This is a genomic window from uncultured Bifidobacterium sp. (genome assembly GCF_949292005.1).
GTDB lineage: Bacteria > Actinomycetota > Actinomycetes > Actinomycetales > Bifidobacteriaceae > Bifidobacterium.
Genome location: NZ_CASEXV010000070.1, coordinates 1 through 2731 on the forward strand (window position 1 = coordinate 1; position 2731 = coordinate 2731).

The window sequence follows — 2731 nt, forward strand, 5'->3', positions numbered from 1 at the left end:
AGGAACCGAATAACGGCGGCGGACGTTACAACTCGAATCCAAGCTCCTTGGCCGCCGCGGTGGGGACGGGATCCTCGCACCAGTAGTCCATCAGATTGTCATCCGATGTCAGCGAGCGGATCTGCGCCTGATCGATATAGACCTCACCACCGAGATGGTCCGTCTCATGCTGGAATATGCGCGCGGGCCATCCATGAAGACGCTCCTCATGGGCGACGCCCTCTTCGTCCTGCCACCGCGCCGTGATGTCGAGCCATCGGCGCCGGACGGCCTGATACCCTTCGAAGCTCAGACAGCCCTCGTAGAAGCTCCGAGTCTCGTCGCCCACCGGCTCATACGTCGGATTGATGATGGTCCGGAAAGGCAGATCCGTGATTTCACGGGGATCGTCCTCATCGTCGGCGCGCGCATGATCCTCTATCACCGCCAACGCCATCCCCAGACCGATCTGGGGAGCCGCGAGACCCACCCCGGGAGCTTCCAGCATGGTGGAGCGCATACTGTCGATCAACCGCGCGAAGGTCTTGTCCGACAGTTGTCCGTCATACGCGACTGTCGGCTGCCGCAGCACAGGCTCCCCCAGTTGGACGATGGGCAGAAGTCCATCCTTACCGCCGGTGTCGAGAAGACTCTCGACCGCCTCGTTCAGTTCCTTGTCGGCACGCGACTCCTCATCGGAAAGCCGCCCATTCGCCGCTGACGACTTCCAACTCATATCGCCAGCTCCTTCGCCACGATTCCGGCCAAGCGCTCGCACACCTCATCGGCCTGCTCCTGCGTCGCCGCCTCCGCCATAACGCGCACAAGGGGCTCGGTGCCGCTGGGCCGCAGCAGAACCCTCCCGGTGTCGCCCAGAAGTGCGGTTTCACGCTCAACGGCCTGAAGCACTTCGGCGTTCGTGGTCGCCGCATTCTTGTCCACATGGGGAACGTTGATGAGCTGTTGCGGCAGCTGCGGGAAATCCGAGGCCAGACTCTTCAAGCTTCTTCCCGAATTCACCACCTCGTTGCATAGGGTGAGCGCGGTGAGTGTGCCATCGCCGGTGGTCGCGAACTCGCGGTTGATGACGTGGCCGGACTGCTCCCCGCCCAGCGAGTAGCCTCCGCGCAGCATCTCCTCCAGAACGTACCGGTCTCCCACATTGGTCTGAACGGTCGAGATGCCCATGTCGCGCAACGCGAGTTTGAGTCCGAGATTGCTCATAACGGTGACGACGAGGGTGTCGTGCGCGAGCTTGCCCTCACGCTTCTTCGCCCGTGCGAGGATTCCCATGATCTGGTCGCCGTTGACCATCCGGCCATCCTCATCCACCGCGAGGCAGCGGTCGGCGTCCCCATCGAAGGCGACTCCCATAACCGCGTCCGATGCGGCGACGATGGCCTGGAGCTGCTCGGGATGGGTCGATCCGGCGTTCTTGTTGATGTTGTATCCGTCAGGGGACGCGTTGATGACGATAACGTCGGCCCCCGCCCTGCGCAGAGCCTCGGGCGCCACCACCGAGGTGGCCCCGTTCGCGCAGTCGGCCACGATCTTCAGACCCTCCAACGGCTTGGGCTGGACCTTGCCCGGTCCCATCGGGGCGATGGTCGACACCAGATGGTCGATGTACAGGTTGGTGGCGGTGACGGTGTCATGGCTAATGCGCCCCACGCCATCACCGGTGGGACGATCCCAGTCCTGACCGAGAACCGACTCGATCTCGTCCTCCTTGGCGTCGGGGAGCTTGAAGCCCCCACGAGCGAAGAACTTGATGCCATTGTCCGGCATGGGATTATGGGAGGCCGATATGACCGCCCCCATCTCGACGTTGAGGACGGAGCTGAGATAGGCGACTCCTGGGGTGGGAATGATTCCCGCGTCGATCACATCGAATCCGCCCGCGCTCATTCCCGCGGACAACGCCGCCGAAAGAAAGTCCCCGGACACGCGCGTGTCACGTCCGACCAGAGCCCTCCGACGTCCCTGCGAGCGCCCGCTGGCATCCCCCGATCCCAGGACGCGAACCGCCGCATCCCCCAGATCAAGCGCCAAACGCGAGGTAAGAAGACCATTGGCCAGTCCCCGCACACCATCGGTTCCGAACATTCTCGGCATCGCAACCATCCTTGCCACATCGACTTTCCTGCCGGCCACCATCGTAGCGGCCACATGCCACCGGAACGCTCGCGAAACGAAAACTGCCCGGTTCCCCCGCAATTGGAGGACCGGGCAGCTCACATCCATCAGCTCAGCAGCCGGGCCAGATCAGCGGTCATGCAAACCGCCCATCACGTCGGACCACCAGCCGCGTCAGGCCGTCAGTCCCGTTGGCCGCTCTCCGCGCCCACGCCAAGCCCGGCGTTATACTCCTGAACCTTAAGCGTCCGACGCGATCTCTCGACGTTGTCGATGACCATCCGGCGCAGCGCCCTGTCCGCGTCCCGATGCGCCTCAAGCCAGGCGTCACCCAGCTCCACCAGAAGCGCCGGATCGGCATACACCGGATACAGGCCGCCGATGAGCACCTCGGCCATGTGGAATGTGCGCTCCGACCAGATTCCGTCGATCGCGTTGAAGTACTTTTCCGCATAAGGCTCGGCCAGATCGGACCGCGGGGTGCCCGTCATGCCGTTGACCACAGCCTCCAACTGCATGTTGGTCAGGTCGGCGTTGCCCAAGGCCTGATCCCACGCCCAGCTCTTTGCCTCGGCCGTTCCATGCGCGGCCTTGGCCCCGAAGGCGAACTCGCGAT

3 protein-coding genes are annotated in these 2731 nt (G+C 63.6%); all 3 read right to left on the minus strand.

From position 1 onward, the window contains the following. Positions 1-25 precede the first annotated feature (25 nt). Complete coding sequence (locus Q1X90_RS05095; protein ID WP_300767201.1) at positions 26-715, minus strand: peptide deformylase; 690 nt, start codon at positions 713-715, stop codon at positions 26-28. Next, positions 712-2094 (minus strand): phosphoglucosamine mutase, encoded by a 1383-nt coding sequence (glmM, locus tag Q1X90_RS05100; RefSeq protein ID WP_300767203.1) that lies wholly within the window; start codon positions 2092-2094, stop codon positions 712-714. The genes Q1X90_RS05095 and glmM overlap by 4 nt, the downstream gene beginning before the upstream one ends. Before the next feature lie 203 nt (positions 2095-2297). Continuing rightward, positions 2298-2731, minus strand: a 434-nt coding sequence (locus Q1X90_RS05105) for an ERAP1-like C-terminal domain-containing protein (RefSeq protein WP_300767205.1), incomplete at its 5' end; no start/stop codon positions are given.